The following is a 16,524-nucleotide window of genomic DNA, read 5'->3' on the forward strand; positions in this document are numbered from 1 at the left end:
GCGTACATCGAGAGGGCGCTGTGTTTCACGTGAAACACAGCGCCCTCTCGCGTGCCCGGCCCTACTGCTCCTGCGCGGCCCACCACTCCTTGAGCGCCGCCACCGCCGCGTCCCGCTCCATCGGCCCGTTCTCCAGGCGCAGCTCAAGCAGGAACTTGTACGCCTGGCCGACGGCGGGGCCGGGGCGGACGGCCAGGATCTCCATGATCTCGTTGCCGTCGAGGTCGGGGCGGATGGAGTCCAGCTCCTCCTGCTCCTGGAGGCGGGCGATGCGCTCCTCCAGGCCGTCGTACGCGCGCGACAGAGTGTTGGCCTTGCGCTTGTTGCGGGTGGTGCAGTCGGAGCGGGTCAGCTTGTGCAGGCGGGTGAGGAGCGGGCCCGCGTCGCGGACGTAGCGCCGGACCGCGGAGTCCGTCCACTCGCCCTCGCCGTAGCCGTGGAAGCGCAGGTGCAGCTCCACGAGGCGCGAGACGTCCTTGATGAGCTCGTTCGAGTACTTCAGGGCGGTCATGCGCTTCTTGGTCATCTTCGCCCCGACCACCTCATGGTGGTGGAAGGAGACCCGCCCGTCCGACTCGAAGCGGCGCGTCCTCGGCTTGCCGATGTCGTGGAGCAGCGCGGCGAGCCGCAGCGTCAGGTCCGGGCCTTCGGTCTCCAGCGCCATCGCCTGCTCGAGGACGATCAGCGTGTGGTCGTAGACGTCCTTGTGCCGGTGGTGCTCGTCGCGCTCGAGGCGCAGGGCGGGGAGCTCCGGCAGGACGTGGTCGGCGAGGCCGGTGTCCACGAGGAGCGCGAGGCCCTTGGCCGGGTGGGCGGACAGGACGAGCTTGTTCAGCTCGTCCCGGACCCGCTCGGCGGAGACGATCTCGATGCGCCCGGCCATCGCCTTCATCGCGGCGACGACCTCAGGGGCCACCTCGAAGTCCAGCTGCGCGGCGAAGCGCGCGGCCCGCATCATCCGCAGCGGGTCGTCCGAGAAGGACTCCTCGGGGGTGCCGGGGGTCCGCAGGACGCGCTCGGCCAGGTCGCCGAGGCCGCCGTGCGGATCGACGAACGTCTTCTCCGGGAGCGCCACGGCCATCGCGTTCACCGTGAAGTCACGGCGGACGAGGTCCTCCTCGATGGAGTCGCCGTACGACACCTCGGGCTTGCGCGAGGTCCGGTCGTACGCCTCCGATCGATATGTCGTCACTTCGACCTGGAAGCGCTGCTCGGCGCCGTCCACCCGGGCGTCCTTCTGGCAGCCCACCGTCCCGAAGGCGATCCCGACCTCCCAGACCGCGTCGGCCCACGGACGGACGATCTTCAGTACGTCCTCGGGGCGGGCGTCCGTCGTGAAGTCCAGGTCGTTGCCGAGCCGGCCCAGGAGCGCGTCCCGGACCGAGCCGCCCACCAGGGCGAGCGAGAACCCCGCCTCCTGGAAACGGCGGGCGAGGTCGTCCGCGACGGGGGAGACGCGCAGCAGCTCGCTCACGGCGCGGTCCTGCGCCTGGCTCAGGGCACGGGGATTGTCTTCGTTGGCGTTCGGCACAACAGAAAAGGGTACGTGCCCCGGGCGCCCGGGGCCGCCTTGATTTCCACGGGCCTCGTCAGGGCCGCGCACGGCGCTCACCACCGGCCTTGTGGACATCGCCGCCAGGTCTTCCGATCTTGTGGACCAGTCCGCGGCACTTAGGCCCGGCGCACCTCGTTACCATGCGTGGACGCAGCGAACGACTACCACCGACACAGCTGACGACGACGAGGGACGGGCAACGCGTGGCCGAGGCGGCAGATTTCCCGGGGACCAGCCCCTCACCTGCCCGCCGGTGGTTCCGGCGGACAGCGACACTGCTGGCCGGGGCACCACTGCTGGCCGGGCTGCTCCAGGTGCCCGTGAGCTCTTCCGCGCACGCCGCCGGCAGCGGGGTGACGACGGGCACGGCGACCGCGACCGGATCGGTGGGCACGTCGAGCGCCGCGGGCGCGCACACTGGCGCCGCGAACGCACGCAAGGCCTCCACGGGCACGAAGGCCACCCCCACCGGCTCCCGCACCGTCGACGTGTCCCTGGACTCCCTCACGCCCAGCGCGCCGCGCGACGGCGACACCGTCGTCGTCTCGGGCAAGATCACCAACGAGGGACGCCAGGCGATCACCGACGCCCATGTGGGCCTCCGCGTGGGCAGCGCCCTGGGCGGCCGCACGGACATCGACAGCGCCGCGAAGCGGACCGCGTACCAGCCGGGGCTCGACGGCTCCGAGGTCGGCGGGAAGTACGTGGAGAAGTTCTCCCGGCTCGCCCCGGGAGTCCCGTACGACTTCAGCATCTCCGTGCCCGTGAGCGCCCTGCACCTCAGCATGGACGGCGTGTACCAGCTCGGCGTGACGCTGACCGGCCAGACCGCCGCGCAGCCCTACCCGCAGGTGCTCGGCATCGAGCGGACCTTCCTGCCGTGGCAGGACGGGGCGGCCGACACGAAGACCAAGACGACGTACCTGTGGCCGCTCATCTCCACCACGCACCTCACGTCGAGGACGCGCTCCGACGAGGAGCAGACGCCGCTCTTCAAGGACGAGAGCCTGGCCAAGGAGCTCCAGACGGGCGGGCGGCTGCAGCAGCTCCTGACGCTCGGCAGTCAGCTCGACGTCGCCTGGGTCATCGACCCGGACCTGCTGGTCTCCGTCGACGCGATGACGACGAGCTATGACGTCGAGGGGCCGGACGGCACGACTGTCGCGGGCAAGCACCAGGCCGTCGCGAAGCAGTGGCTCAACCAGCTCCACAAGGCCGTGAAGGGCAAGAAGGTCGTCGCGCTCCCCTTCGCCGACCCCGACCTCGCCTCGCTCGCCCACAACGGCAGGGCCGTCAAGGGCTCGCTCGGCCACCTCAAGGAAGCCACCGAGGTCGGCGCCCAGGCCGTGGAGGACATCCTCAACGTCAAGCCCAGCTCGGACTTCGCCTGGCCCGCCGAGGGCGCGGTCGACCCGTCGGTCGTGGACGTCGCCACGTCGGCGGGCGCCCACTCGGTGATCGCCCGCAGCGACAGCCTGCGCGAGACGGGCGGGCTGCTGTACACGCCCAGCGCCGCGCGGCCCATCGGAGGCGGGACGACCGCCGTGGTCGCCGACGCGCGCCTCTCGACCGCCTTCCGCGGCGACATGACGGGGGCCGAGGACTCCACTCTCGCCACCCAGGAGTTCCTGGCCCAAAGTCTCATGATCACGCTGCAGGATCCGGACAAGCAGCGCAGCATCGTGGTCGCCCCCCAGCGCATGCCCTCGGCCAGCCAGGCCCAGACCATGGCGCGGGCGCTGGCCGCCCTCGACGACAAGCGCTGGTCGCAGCCGCAGGCCCTGACGGCGGCGGCGAAGGCCGAGCCGGACCCGAACGCCACCACCCAGGTCCCCTCGGCCGGGTCCTACCCCTCGTCGCTGCGCAAGCAGGAGCTGCCCCGCTCCGCGTTCGAGGAGGTCCAGAACACCCAGGGCAAGCTCGACCGCTTCAAGCAGATCCTCTCCGAGCCGGACCGCGTCATCACCCCCTTCGGGCGGGCCATGGACCGCGAGATGTCCACGTCGTGGCGCGGCCGCCCGACCGACGCCCAGAACTTCCGCAAGGGCGTGCAGGGGTATCTGACGAGCCTCATCCAGCAGGTGAAGCTGATCAACAAGTCCGACGTGAAGCTGTCGGGCCGCAGCGCGACCATCCCGGTCACGGTGCAGAACAACCTGGTCCAGGGCGTCGACCACCTCGTCCTGCGCCTGACGTCGACCAACCCCACCCGCCTGAAGGTCGGCGACGGACTCTACGAGGAGCAGCCCGTCAAGATCACGGGCGGCGGCCACACCCAGTCCGTGAAGTTCACCACCACGGCCAACGCCAACGGCCCGGTCACGGTCTACGCCCAGCTCTACACCGAGGACGGCGAGCCGTACGGCAACGAGGTCCGCTTCGACGTCAACGTCACCGAGTTCACCGCGACGGTGATGCTGGTCATCGGCGGCGGCGTGCTGCTCCTCGTCCTCGCCGGGTTCCGCATGTACACCCAGCGCAAGCGCGCGGCGCGGCGGCAGGCGGAGGCAGGCCCGGACGGCGGCCCCGACGGTGATTCCGACGCCACCCCCGACACCTCTCCCGGCACCGACCCCGGTTCGGCTGATCCCGAGCAGCCGAGTGACCCGACACCGGACACCGCTGTGGAAAGCACCGAGCCTTCGCACACGGGTGAGAGAGTGGACCGTTGAGCGATGTCGTGGCCGGTGGGCCCGCGGACCATGAGGTGGGGTAAACCATGAACGCGCCGTACGACGGTGAGCGCGGCCAGGGCGCGGGCAGCTCCGGTGCGGCCGGGGACCCGCCTCCCGGCCCTCACGATGACGGTCAGGTGCCGCCGCAGCACGCGCCTGACGCCTACCTCCAGGACGCGTACGCCCAGGACCCCTACCGGGCCCAGGACCTCTCGGCCCAGGACCCGGTGGCCGAGGCGCTCTACGACCGCGCGGCCCACCCCCCGCCGCCGCCCGGCAGCTACCCCGACCCGCAGCAGCTCTACGCCCAGCCGCCGTCGGCTCAGTACCAGCCGGACCCCCGCGTCTGGGCCCAGACCCCGCCGCCGGAGCCGGACGGCACCACCCGTCACCTCCCCTACGGCGACGACCCGCGCACCACGCAGTACGTGGGCGTGGACGACCTCGTCACCCAGGCGGGCGAGGAGCGGCACCAGCCGGACGCCTTCGCTCACCTCTTCCGGGACCAGCAGGGCAGCGGACACCGCGACCCGCGGGCCGGCGGCTACGGCGACCCCCAGGCCGCAGACCCACGCGCCCAGCAGGGCTACGAGGGCCAGCAGAACGCCCCGTACCAGGGACAGCAGGGCGGGGGATACCAGGGCCAGCACCCCGGCTACCAGGACCCGCAGGCGGGCGGTTACCAGGGACAGCCCGGCGCCGGGTACCAAGGGCAGCCCGCCGGTTACCAGGACCAGCAGGGCGCCGCCTATCCCTACCAGCAGCAGCCCGGCCAGGCCGCCTACCCGGACCAGCAGCAGCCCGGCGCCGGGTACGCCCACCAGCAGGGCGCCTACGCGGACCAGCAGCACGGCACGCCGTACGCGTACCCGCAGAGCGACCCCGCGTACGGCGAGCAGGGCGCCCAGTACGCGCAGCAGAGCGCCCCGTACGCGAACCAGCAGGCCGGTGGCTACTACCAGGACCCGAACCAGTACCCGGATCCCGGCCAGTACCCGGACCCGAACCAGGGCGGCTACTACCAGGAGCCGCAGCAGGGCGGCACGCGCCCGCCCGCGGGACAGGAGGCACCGGCCGTCCCGGCGCCCGCCAAGGCGCCCTCGTCGGCCCCCGCGGCGCCCGCGGGGAAGTCCGGTGGCCGCGCGTCCAGCCTGCTGAAGTCCAGCGCCGTGATGGCCGCGGGCACGATGGTGTCCCGCCTCACCGGCTTCGTCCGCTCGGCGATGATCGTCTCGGCGCTCGGCATCGGCCTGCTCGGCGACACCTTCCAGGTCGCCTACCAGCTGCCGACGATGATCTACATCCTCACCGTCGGCGGCGGCCTCAACTCGGTCTTCGTGCCGCAGCTCGTGCGCGCCCAGAAGAACGACGCGGACGGCGGCCAGGCGTACGCCAACCGGCTCCTGACGCTCGTCATGGTGGCGCTCGGTGTGCTCACGGTGCTCGGCTGGATCGCCGCACCGCTGCTGGTCCACCTGCTCTCCACGCCGGTCGCCAGCGACCCGGCGGCCAACGAGGTCGCCATCACCTTCGTCCGCTACTTCCTGCCGTCGATCTTCTTCATGGGCATCCATGTCGTGATGGGGCAGATCCTCAACGCCCGCGGGAAGTTCGGCGCGATGATGTGGACCCCGGTCCTCAACAACATCGTCATCATCGCGACGCTCGGCATGTTCCTCTGGGTGTACGGCACTTCCGAGAAGTCGGGCATGCGCGTCACGTCGATCCCCGACGACGGTGTGAAGCTGCTCGGTGTCGGCGTCCTGCTCGGGCTCGTCGTGCAGTCGCTCGCGATGTTCCCCTACCTGCGCGAGACCGGCTTCAAGCTGCGGCTGCGCTTCGACTGGAAGGGCCAGGGGCTCGGCAAGGCCGCCATGCTGGCCAAGTGGACGATGCTCTTCGTCCTCGCCAACCAGGCGGGCGCGATCGTCGTGACCCAGCTGGGCACCGCGGCGGTCAAGCACTCCGGCATGGACGGCACCGGCTTCTCCGCCTACGCCAACGCCCAGCTCATCTGGGGACTCCCGCAGGCCATCATCACGGTCTCCCTGATGGCCGCCCTGCTGCCGAGGCTGTCGCGCTCGGCGCACGAGGGCGACACCGGGGCCGTGCGCGACGACATCTCGCAGGGCCTGCGCACCTCGGCCGTCGCGATCGTGCCGATCGCCTTCAGCTTCCTCGCACTCGGCATCCCGATGTGCACGCTCATCTTCGGCTCGTCCGGCGTCAACGGCGCCACTCGCATGGGCTACATGCTGATGGCCTTCGGCCTCGGCCTGATCCCGTACTCCGTGCAGTACGTCGTCCTGCGCGCCTTCTACGCGTACGAGGACACCCGCACCCCCTTCTACAACACGGTCATCGTGGCCGCCTTCAACGCCGCCGCCTCCGGGGTCTGCTACCTGGTGCTGCCCGCCCGCTGGGCCGTGGCGGGCATGGCTCTCTCCTACGGCGCCGCGTACGCGATCGGTGTGGGCGTGGCCTGGCAGCGGCTGCGCAAGCGCCTGGGCGGCGACCTGGACGGGGCGAACGTGATCCGTACGTACGCCCGTCTCGCGCTGGCCTCCGTGCCGGGGGCGATTCTCGGCGCCGGGGCCGGGTACGCGATCACGAAGGCGCTCGGGCAGGGGGTCATCGGCTCGCTGGCCGCGCTGATCGTCGGTCTGGCCGTGCTCTTCGGGGTCTTCTTCGTGGCCGCGCGGCGCATGCGGATCCAGGAGCTGAACTCGCTGGTCGGTATGGTGCGCGGACGACTGGGGCGCTGATGTGAAGGAGTCCGCACAACCATCGTCGGCCACCGCGTGTCGTGCATAGCGCCGGACTGTGGGCACAATTGGCTTTGGCGTCTGACGAAGCGCAACGGATGGGGAGGCAGGAACGACGGTGGCGGAACGGAGCACGGCTGCCGTCGACGTGGCAGACAACAGCGGCGACGAGCCGCTGACCGCGCAGGCGGAGCAGTCCACGGCCGACGGGGTGGCCCAGACCCGGGAGCGGGACACGGCGGACGACGGAACAGCCAACACGAACGAGCCCACCAGCCCGCCCGGGGTGACGACTCCCCCGGAACTGCACAGCGGTCACAAACTCGCCAGACGTTATCGCCTCGAAGAGTGCGTCACCCGTCTGGACGGTTTCAGCAGCTGGCGTGCGGTCGACGAGAAACTGCGCCGGGCCGTGGGTGTGCACCTGCTGCCCGCCGACCATCCCCGGGCCCGCTCGGTGCTCGCCGCGGCCCGTTCCGCGGCGCTGCTCGGTGACCCCCGCTTCGTGCAGGTCTTGGACGCGGTCGAGGAGAACGACCTCGTCTACGTCGTGCACGAGTGGCTGCCCGACGCCACGGAACTGACCGCGCTGCTCGCGGCAGGACCCCTAGAGGCCCACGACGCCTACCAACTCGTCAGCCAGGTCACCCAGGCGATGGCCGCCGCCCACCGCGAGGGCCTCGCGCATCTGCGGCTGACCCCGAGCGCCGTGCTGCGTACCTCCTCGGGCCAGTACCGCATCCGCGGCCTCGCCGTGAACGCCGCGCTGCGCGGCATCAGCTCCGAGACCCCGCAGCGCGCGGACACCGAGGCCGTCGGCGCCCTGCTGTACGCAGCGCTGACCCAGCGCTGGCCCTACGACAGCGACGCCTACGGCCTGTCCGGCCTGCCCAAGGGCGTCGGCCTGCTCCCGCCGGACCAGGTCCGCGCGGGGGTGCACCGCGGCCTGTCGGAGCTCGCCATGCGTGCGCTCGCCAACGACGGTGCGACGGCGTCCCGCCAGGAGCCCGCGTGCCCCACGCCGGACGACCTGGTGAAGGCCATCGCGGAACTGCCCCGCATCCGGCCCCCGGAGCCCGCCTTCACGGCTCCTCCGGAGTACCAGCGCACGACGTACCAGCAGGGCAACTACGGCCGCGGCGCCCCGCCCCCCGGCACCACCCAGGCCGTCCCCGCCCCGCCGCCCCCGCTGCAGAGCCGCACCGGCAAGGCCCTCAAGTGGGCCGTCTCCGCGCTGCTCATCGCCGCGCTGGGCCTGGGCAGTTGGCAGCTCGCGGACGCGCTGATGGACCAGAACAAGAACGGCGACTCCGGCACGACGAAGACGACGGACGGCGACGACAAGAAGCAGCCGAAGCCGCCGAAGCCGATCGCGATCCAGAACGCGCAGGAGTCCACGCTCGGCGGCAAGCTGCAGGACCCCGAGAACGTCTCGAAGACGTACGACGGCGACACCTCCACGCTCTGGCGCACCAAGTCGTACGTGGACGGCCCTCGGCTCGCCCCGTACCGCACGGGCGTCGGCATCGTCTACGACCTCGGCTCCGCGAAGAACGTCACGGCTGCGTCGCTCGGCCTCAAGTACCCGGGCCACAAGACGACGGCGGCGCTGTACGCGGCCGACTCGTTGTCACCGTCCGGGACGGTCGACTCGATGAAGAAGATCGGTGACGGCACGACCACGGGCATCAACCTGACGATCAAGGCCGACAAGCCGGTCAAGACGCAGTACGTGCTTCTCTGGATGACGCACGTGCCGAAGTCCGGTACGGACGGCTACTACAGCGCGGGCTACAAGCAGGGCATCACGGACGTGAAGTTCAAGGGCTGACCGGTCCGGCGGACGCTGAGGGGCGAGGGGAGGGGTTCCACATTGGACAGCACCGAGCTCGGTGAGCTGGGCGACCAGGAGCTCCTTGCCCGCCATGTCGAAGGCGACAAGGACGCCTTCGGTGAGATCGTCCGCCGCCATCGCGACCGGCTGTGGGCCGTGGCCCTGCGCACCCTGGGGGACCGCGAGGAGGCCGCGGACGCCGTCCAGGACGCCCTCGTCTCCGCCTACCGCGCCGCGCACACGTTCCGCGGCCAGTCCGCCGTGACGACCTGGCTGCACCGCATCACCGTGAACGCCTGCCTCGACCGGGCGCGCAAAGCGGCGTCCCGGAAGACCTCTCCCGTCGACGACGCCGAGCGCCTGGACCAGCTCCTCGAACCCCACGAGTCGGCCGCGGCACCCGTCGAGCGCGGTGATCTGCACCGGGAGCTCCTGGAAGCGCTCGGCACCCTGCCGCCCGATCAACGCGCCTGCCTCGTTCTGGTGGACATGCAGGGCTATCCCGTGGCCGAGGCGGCCCGCGTGCTCGACGTTCCGACCGGCACAGTGAAGAGCCGCTGCGCGCGCGGCAGAGCCCGGCTCCTGCCGCTTCTCACGCACCTGCGGACGGAAGCACCGTCCCAGCGTGAGGACGACACGGGCAGCGGTGACGAGGACGCCCCCAGAAAGAACGCCCCGGGACGGAACCGGACCGAGGGGACAACCGTCCCACCGGCAGCGGAACCTCAGGACGCGGGGCCTCCTCCGGATGCGGGACCCAGCGACTCAGCGGCAGTGAAGGGCGGAGGTGGACGAGCGTGACCACGACGACAGACTCAGCCGGGCACCCGGACGTCGCCGAGATCTCCGACCTCACCGAAGGCCTGCTCTCCCCGTCGCGCACCTTGGACGTGCGGCAGCACCTGGACGACTGCCCGCTCTGCGCCGATGTCTACGCGTCCCTCGAAGAGATCCGCGGCATGCTCGGTTCGCTGCCCGGGCCGACCCGCATGCCCACCGACGTCGCGGAGCGCATTGACGCGGCCCTGGCGGCGGAAGCACTCCTTGACTCGACGGCCACGGCGACCGTCACCGAAGTCGAGGGGGTGAGCCTCGACGGCTCCGACCGCGAAAGCGACGCTGCCGCCGACTCCGGCCGTGAAACCACCGTCGAGCCCGTCGCGCATGTTTCACGTGAAACATCGCCCACGGACGCGCCCAAGCCGACCGCCGGATCCGGCGCCCTGCCGACCTCGACCACGAGCAGCCCTTCGGCGCACGGCCCCGCCGGACACCCGCGGGCGGCCACCGGCCCGGGTCGCGGCGGACGTCTGCGGAGCCGCCGACGCCGCACGACGATGCTCGGCGCCGTCTTCACCGCCGCTGCCCTCGGCCTGGGTGCCCTGCTGATCCAGCCGTGGAGCGATGACTCGACGGATTCCACCACCGCCTCCTCGACGGGCAAGGACACCTTCTCGAAGAGCAAGCTCGAAGCGCAGGTCTCCGACCTCCTCTCGGAGGAGCAGAAGATCTCGGGCACGGACACAGGGGGCAAGAAGCCCTCCTTCGACACTCGGTCCAGCCCTGAGGGAACCCCGCAGAAGGGCTCCACGATGCGCGAGGAGTACGTCGAGGTGCCCGCCTGCATCGAGAAGGGCCTCGGCGGTCGTACGCCCCTGGCCGCCAGCAAGGGCACGTACGAGGGAACGAACGCCTACCTCGTCGTGGTGCCGCACGACACCGACGGCGCGAAGGTCTCTGCGTACGTCGTGGATGCCGCCTGCGTGAGCCCGTCCGCGTCGCCCGACGCCAAGGGCAAGGTCCTGCTCACGGAGTCCTACGCCCGCCCCTGAGGCGTTCAGGACCCCCTCCTGACCTGTTTCCCGGCCTCGGTGCCGGGCTCCCTTCCCGTGCCCCGGCACGCGCTCCTTCCGTGTGCTCGGACACGTGGGGAATGCTCGCCCCGTAGGATCCGTTGGGTGGGGTGAGAGTCCTGAGACAGGCCCCCGGCAGTACGCAGTAGTCCCCAGAGACGAGGAATCAAGCCGTGACCGACGTCCGTAACGTGATCATCATCGGCTCCGGGCCCGCCGGCTACACGGCGGCGCTCTACACCGCGCGCGCCTCGCTGAAGCCCCTGGTGTTCGAAGGTGCCGTCACCGCGGGCGGTGCGCTGATGAACACCACCGATGTGGAGAACTTCCCGGGCTTCCGGGACGGCATCATGGGCCCCGACCTCATGGACAACATGCGGGCCCAGGCCGAGCGCTTCGGTGCCGAGCTCGTCCCTGACGACGTGGTAGCCGTCGACCTGTCGGGTGAGATCAAGACGGTCACGGACACGGCCGGCACGGTGCACCGCGCGAAGAGCGTCATCGTCACGACGGGCTCGCAGCACCGCAAGCTGGGCCTGCCGCGAGAGGACGCCCTCTCCGGACGTGGCGTCTCCTGGTGCGCGACCTGCGACGGGTTCTTCTTCAAGGACCAGGACATCGCGGTGATCGGTGGCGGTGACACGGCGATGGAGGAGGCCACCTTCCTCTCCCGGTTCGCCAAGTCCGTGACCGTGGTCCACCGCCGCGACAGCCTCCGTGCCTCCAAGGCCATGCAGGAGCGCGCCTTCGCCGACCCGAAGATCAAGTTCATCTGGGACAGCGAGGTCGCCGAGATCCACGGCGAGCAGAAGCTCTCCGGCCTCACCCTGCGCAACCTCAAGACGGGCGAGACCTCCGAGCTGCCGGTGACCGGTCTGTTCATCGCGATCGGCCACGACCCGCGCACCGAGCTCTTCAAGGGCCAGCTGGACCTGGACGACGAGGGCTACCTGAAGGTCGACGCCCCGTCGACCCGGACGAACCTCTCCGGCGTCTTCGGTGCCGGTGACGTCGTCGACCACACGTACCGCCAGGCGATCACGGCTGCGGGCACCGGCTGCTCCGCGGCTCTCGACGCCGAGCGCTTCCTCGCCGCCGCCGTGGACAGCGAGAACGCTGCCGCCGCGACTGTCTGACCCGACTGACCCCGCCAGCCCCACCGCAGCACCAAGTTAGGAGCCCCTCGTGGCCGGAACCCTGAAGCACGTGACTGATGCCTCCTTCGAGGAGGACGTGCTCAAGAGCAGCAAGCCCGTACTGGTCGACTTCTGGGCCGAGTGGTGCGGCCCGTGCCGCCAGATCGCGCCGTCCCTCGAGGCCATCGCCGCCGAGCACGGCGACAAGATCGAGATCGTCAAGCTCAACATCGACCAGAACCCCGCGACGGCCGCCAAGTACGGCGTCATGTCGATCCCGACCCTGAACGTCTACCAGGGTGGCGAGGTCGCCAAGACCATCGTCGGTGCCAAGCCGAAGGCGGCCCTGGTGCGCGACCTGGAAGACTTCATCGCCGAGTAGTCGACGTGTGCCGCGATGGCGGCAGGCGATGTTTCACGTGAAACACGAAGGGGCCAACCTCACCGGGTTGGCCCCTTCGCCGTTTGCCGCCCGGCCTACGGCGGCGCAGTGCGGGTGCTCGGCCTACAGCGGTCGGAGCGCTGGTTCCTTCTGGACCGCCCCGAGGAGCCGGTCGATGGCCAGCTCGACATCTTCCTTCCACGACAGCGTCGTCCGCAGCTCCAACCGCAGTCGCGGGTAGGAGGGGTGTGGGCGGACCGTCTTGAAGCCCACGGCCAGCAGATGCTCCGCGGGCAGTACACAGGCCGGCTTCTCCCAGCGCGCGTCGCCGAACGCCTCGATGGCCTTGAACCCTCGGCGCAGAAGATCCTTCGCGACGGTCTGCACGATGACGCGGCCGAGCCCCTGCCCCTGATAGCCCGGCATGATCCAGGCGGTCATCAGCTGCACGGCGTCGGGCGAGACAGGGCTCGTGGGGAAGGCGGTCGAGCGCGGCACATACGCGGGCGGTGCGTAGAGCACGAAGCCCACGGGCACGTCGTCGACGTAGACCACGCGGCCGCAGGACCCCCACTCCAGCAGGACGGCGGAGATCCACGCCTCCTTCTCCAGCTCCGGCGTACCGGCCTTTACCGCGGCCTGTCCGCTGACCGGGTCCAGCTCCCAGAAGACACACGTGCGGCAACGCTTGGGAAGGTCCGGAAGGTTGTCCAGCGTGAGCGGTACGAGCCGTCGCCCCATGAAGGCGGTTCCTCACTTCCTTCGCTCGCGGCGCCACGAGCGGCTGTCAGTGCGCTCCGTTCCCGGAGCAGGCTGCCGACGAAACCACCGACCGCCCCGAGCCCGAGCCCGGCGGTCATCAGTCCTGTGCGGCTCACCGATCGCATGGCCCCTGCCTCCCCTAAGAGGTGCCGTCAGGTGGATGCGCCGTACCCGATCGCATCGTATCCACGAAGCGATTGCGCCGAAACCGTAAGAAAGGAAAGAGCAGGCCGTGTTCCGGCACACACCGGACACGACCTGCTCTCAGGAGGTTCAGGACACTTCGTCCTAGGGCCTCACCCGTGACCTCATGGGCCTCAGTCCCGCTCGTCCTCCGAGGCGTTCTCGGCCTCAGCTTCGGCCTCGGCCTCGGCGAGCCCGTTCCTGAGCACCGGGCCTTCTTCCGGGGCGAGCGTGGCGAGGATGCGCTCCAGGTCCTCCAGGGAGGCGAAGTCGACGACGATCTTGCCCTTCTTCTGGCCCAGATCGACGCGCACCCGGGTGTCGAACCGGTCGGAGAGGCGTGTGGCCAGACCGGTCAGGGCAGGGGAGACGATCGTGCCGGCGCGGGGGCCCTTCGCCTTGGGCTTGCTCTGCGGCCGCGACCCCATGAGGGTCACGATCTCCTCCACGGCACGCACCGAGAGCCCCTCGGCCACGATGCGGTGCGCGAGCCGGTCCTGCTCCTCCGGGTCCTCCACGGCCAGCAGCGCCCGGGCGTGGCCCGCGGAGAGGACACCGGCGGCGACCCGGCGCTGCACCGTCGCCGAGAGCTTGAGGAGCCGCAGTGTGTTGGAGACCTGCGGACGCGAACGCCCGATGCGGTCGGCCAACTGGTCGTGCGTGCAGTTGAAGTCTTTGAGCAGCTGGTCGTAGGCCGCGGCCTCTTCCAGCGGGTTCAGCTGGGCGCGGTGCAGGTTCTCCAGGAGCGCGTCCAGGAGGAGCTTGTCGTCCTCCGTCGCCCGGACGATCGCCGGGATGCGCTCCAGACCCGCCTCACGGCAGGCCCGCCAGCGCCGCTCGCCCATGATGAGCTCGTAGCGCGCGGGCCCCAACTGCCGTACGACGACGGGCTGGAGGAGGCCGACCTCCTTGATGGAGGTCACCAGCTCCGCGAGGGCGTCCTCGTCGAACACCTCACGCGGCTGCCGCGGGTTGGGCTTGATGGAGTCGAGGGGAAGCTCCGCGAAGTGCGCTCCGGCCGGGCGCATCGGCTCCTCGGCCACGGTGGCGTTCGTGGGCTCGTCCGGCTCCTGGGAAACGGGGTGCTGGGGAAGCGAGGCCACCTTCGCGGCCGCCACACCTCGCTCAGCGGTGAGCACCGGCACGGCCGAGGGCGAGGTGGAGCCTCCACCCGCGGCCGGGGCCGCCGACTTCTCCGTAGGAGCCGCAGGGATCAGAGCGCCGAGACCACGGCCCAGCCCTCTCCGTCGCTCGCTCACTGCATCCCCTCCGTCATGTTCTGCTGTTCGTTCTGGTTGCCCACGTGGGCGTGCTGCACGTCGTAGCGCACGCCGACTCCGCGCAGGGCGATCTCGCGTGCCGCCTCGAAGTACGACAGGGCACCGCTGGAGCCCGGATCATAGGTCAGCACGGTCTGGCCGTAGCTGGGTGCCTCGGAGATGCGCACGGAGCGCGGGATGCTCGTGCGCAGCACCTCGTCGCCGAAGTGGTTGCGCACCTCGTCCGCCACCTGCGACGCCAGCCGGGTCCGGCCGTCGTACATGGTGAGCAGGATGGTCGACACATGAAGGAGCGGGTTGAGGTGCCCGCGCACCAGGTCGACGTTGCGCAGGAGCTGCCCCAGGCCCTCCAGTGCGTAGTACTCGCACTGGATCGGGATCAGTACCTCCGCACCGGCCACCAGAGCGTTGACCGTCAACAGCCCCAGCGACGGCGGGCAGTCGATGAGGATGTAGTCCAACGGCTGCTCGTAGGCCTGGATCGCCCGCTGCAACCGGCTCTCCCGTGCCACCAGGGACACCAGCTCGATCTCCGCACCCGCGAGATCGATGGTCGCCGGCGCGCAGAAGAGGCCCTCGACGTCGGGAACGGGCTGGACGATTTCGGAGAGAGGCTTGCTCTCGACCAACACGTCGTAGATGGAGGGGACTTCGGCGTGGTGGTCGACACCGAGAGCCGTGGACGCGTTGCCCTGCGGATCGAGGTCGATCACCAGAACGCGCGCGCCGTGCAGAGCGAGCGAAGCGGCAAGGTTGACGGTTGTCGTCGTCTTGCCCACTCCGCCCTTCTGGTTGGCGACCACCATGACTCGGGTCTGATCCGGTCGCGGCAGGCCCTCGCCTGCACGGCCCAGGGCTTCCACCGCCAGCTGGGCGGCACGACCAATGGGGGTGTCGTCCATCGGGCTCGGTGTTTCACGTGAAACATCCTCCCCCGCCGACTCGGTACGGGGACCGGGGACCGGATCGGTCATCGGTCCCGCGATGTTGGCGTCGGACCGCAAGGATTCACTCTCCTCGACTTCAGGCTCGCAATGAACAGAGCCTCCCATGCTTTCGGGGTCGTGAACCAGCGAGGCCCGGTCTTCTGTGGACGAATCCCCCTCTGTGGACAACTCCGTGCCCTTGTCGAGGGAACCAAGCGGCCGACGTTCGCGGGGTTCCGCAGCGCGGCCGCGGCTGATGATGCCATGCAGCAGTGAGCGACGTTTCACGTGAAACACGATGCACGGCGACCGGGGTGCCGCTGGTGCGACACCCCGGTATGCGTACGTTTGACAGCTTTTGTGGAGTACGGCTCGTCGTCAGGACGGATCAGCGACCGGACCAGCGGCGGACCAGCGACGGACCCGCCGATCTCATCGCCTCTCAGCGACGGCGCCGCGTCCGCCCCACCCGTGCGGCCTTGGCCCGCTTGGCCGCGAAGCGCACGCCACCCGGGCTCTCCCCGACCTCGACCCGCACCACGGTGGACAGCGGATCCACCACGCCCTCGCCCACCTGCACGACGGAGACGGACTCCGCGCCGAGCTTGCTCAGGGCAGCGCCCGCTGCCTTGACCTCTTCCTCGGCGGTGTCGCCCTTGAGGGCCAGCATCTCGCCGTACGGCCGCAGCAGCGGCACACCCCAGCCCGCCAGCCGGTCCAGCGGGGCCACGGCGCGGGCGGTCACCACATGGACGGGCGGCAGCTTGCCGAGGACTTCCTCGGCGCGGCCCCGGACGACCGTCACATGGTCGAGCCCGAGCAGCTCGACGACCTCGGTCAGGAAGTTCGTGCGTCGCAGCAGCGGCTCGAGCAGCGTGATCTTCAGGTCCTCCCGGACCAGGGCGAGCGGGATGCCGGGCAGGCCCGCGCCGGAGCCCACGTCGCACACGGTCACGCCCTCGGGCACCACCTCGGACAGCACCGCGCAGTTCAGCAGGTGCCGCTCCCACAGGCGGGGAACCTCACGGGGGCCGATCAGGCCGCGCTGCACGCCCGTCTCGGCCAGCAGCTCCGCATAACGAACCGCGTCCGGGAACCGCTCACCGAAAACTGTCCGCGCCTGCTCCGGCGCCGGGGGGAGCTCCGCTGCCTCCGTCACGGGGACCGTCCTTC

The 16,524-nt window shown here is 70.5% G+C and carries 12 protein-coding genes; 7 read left to right on the forward strand and 5 right to left on the reverse strand.

Going from position 1 to position 16,524, the window contains the following annotated elements; translation table 11 throughout:
• Positions 1-61: 61 nt before the first annotated feature.
• Positions 62-1,531, reverse strand: a complete 1,470-nt coding sequence (locus ACFVHO_RS03070; RefSeq protein ID WP_385709380.1) for a CCA tRNA nucleotidyltransferase — start codon at positions 1,529-1,531, stop codon at positions 62-64.
• Between the two features lie 227 nt (positions 1,532-1,758).
• Between ACFVHO_RS03070 and ACFVHO_RS03075 the strand changes: the two genes are divergently transcribed.
• From ACFVHO_RS03075 to trxA, 7 genes are all read left to right on the forward strand, one after another.
• Entirely contained in the window at positions 1,759-4,227 is a 2,469-nt protein-coding gene (locus tag ACFVHO_RS03075; RefSeq protein WP_385709383.1) for a DUF6049 family protein, read from the forward strand.
• Between the two features lie 47 nt (positions 4,228-4,274).
• A complete protein-coding gene (murJ, locus tag ACFVHO_RS03080) occupies positions 4,275-6,995 on the forward strand; it encodes a murein biosynthesis integral membrane protein MurJ (RefSeq protein ID WP_385709386.1) in 2,721 nt (906 codons plus the stop codon).
• 118 nt (positions 6,996-7,113) lie between these two features.
• On the forward strand, positions 7,114-8,826 hold the full coding sequence (locus ACFVHO_RS03085) for a serine/threonine protein kinase (protein ID WP_385709389.1): 1,713 nt from the start codon (positions 7,114-7,116) through the stop codon (positions 8,824-8,826).
• Between the two features lie 42 nt (positions 8,827-8,868).
• A complete protein-coding gene (sigM, locus tag ACFVHO_RS03090) occupies positions 8,869-9,630 on the forward strand; it encodes an RNA polymerase sigma factor SigM (protein WP_385709391.1) in 762 nt (253 codons plus the stop codon).
• Entirely contained in the window at positions 9,627-10,661 is a 1,035-nt protein-coding gene (locus ACFVHO_RS03095; protein WP_385709394.1) for an anti-sigma factor family protein, read from the forward strand. Before sigM ends, ACFVHO_RS03095 begins: the two co-directional genes overlap by 4 nt.
• 194 nt (positions 10,662-10,855) lie before the next feature.
• Positions 10,856-11,818, forward strand: a complete 963-nt coding sequence (gene trxB / locus ACFVHO_RS03100) for a thioredoxin-disulfide reductase (RefSeq protein WP_385709397.1) — start codon at positions 10,856-10,858, stop codon at positions 11,816-11,818.
• Between the two features lie 49 nt (positions 11,819-11,867).
• Positions 11,868-12,200 (forward strand): thioredoxin, encoded by a 333-nt coding sequence (gene trxA, locus ACFVHO_RS03105; protein WP_030357769.1) that lies wholly within the window; start codon positions 11,868-11,870, stop codon positions 12,198-12,200.
• A gap of 123 nt (positions 12,201-12,323) precedes the next feature.
• Here the strand turns inward: trxA and ACFVHO_RS03110 are convergent, their stop codons facing one another.
• The 4 genes from ACFVHO_RS03110 to rsmG form a co-directional block, all read right to left on the reverse strand.
• Positions 12,324-12,941, reverse strand: coding sequence for a GNAT family N-acetyltransferase (locus ACFVHO_RS03110; RefSeq protein ID WP_385709401.1), 618 nt, complete (start codon positions 12,939-12,941; stop codon positions 12,324-12,326).
• 338 nt (positions 12,942-13,279) lie between these two features.
• The gene (locus tag ACFVHO_RS03115; protein WP_385709404.1) at positions 13,280-14,404 is read right to left on the reverse strand and encodes a ParB/RepB/Spo0J family partition protein; all 1,125 of its coding nucleotides are present in this window, start codon (positions 14,402-14,404) and stop codon (positions 13,280-13,282) included.
• Positions 14,401-15,477: a ParA family protein gene (locus ACFVHO_RS03120; protein WP_289955842.1), complete on the reverse strand. Its 1,077-nt coding sequence runs from the start codon at positions 15,475-15,477 to the stop codon at positions 14,401-14,403. The genes ACFVHO_RS03115 and ACFVHO_RS03120 overlap by 4 nt, the downstream gene beginning before the upstream one ends.
• Before the next feature lie 316 nt (positions 15,478-15,793).
• Positions 15,794-16,510 carry a 16S rRNA (guanine(527)-N(7))-methyltransferase RsmG gene (gene rsmG, locus ACFVHO_RS03125; RefSeq protein ID WP_289948484.1) on the reverse strand — a complete coding sequence of 239 codons (717 nt, stop codon included), beginning with the start codon at positions 16,508-16,510 and terminating at the stop codon, positions 15,794-15,796.
• Between the last annotated feature and the right edge of the window lie 14 nt (positions 16,511-16,524).

The sequence above is a fragment of the Streptomyces sp. NPDC127108 genome (assembly GCF_042677545.1).
GTDB lineage: Bacteria > Actinomycetota > Actinomycetes > Streptomycetales > Streptomycetaceae > Streptomyces.